Below are 233 nucleotides of genomic sequence, written 5' to 3'. Positions count from 1 at the left end.
CCTTGCGATGCAGCGCCTCATCACGGGCGATGAAGCGGATGATCTTGGCGTTGCCGGCCATCACGTTCAGCTTCTCGACAAAGGCAAACGAGCACAGGAACGACACATAGAACCGGACGCCCTCAAGCGCGTTCACAGCAGCCAGTGCCTTGATGACAGCGCGACGCATGACACGCGGAGTGACCATCGCGTGACCGCCCTGGGACGGCACCATGTGATAGCCGTAGCCATAG

1 protein-coding gene is annotated in these 233 nt (G+C 60.5%); it reads right to left on the bottom strand.

Annotated features, from left to right (window positions below):
* The coding region (locus SB689_RS24260) for a ribonucleotide-diphosphate reductase subunit beta (RefSeq protein ID WP_410694566.1) at positions 1–233 on the bottom strand (233 nt) is incomplete at both ends.

This window comes from Chryseobacterium sp. SIMBA_038 (assembly GCF_046535115.1).
In the GTDB taxonomy this organism is placed as follows: domain Bacteria; phylum Bacteroidota; class Bacteroidia; order Flavobacteriales; family Weeksellaceae; genus Chryseobacterium.
This window is presented reverse-complemented; position numbering and strand designations above follow the sequence as displayed.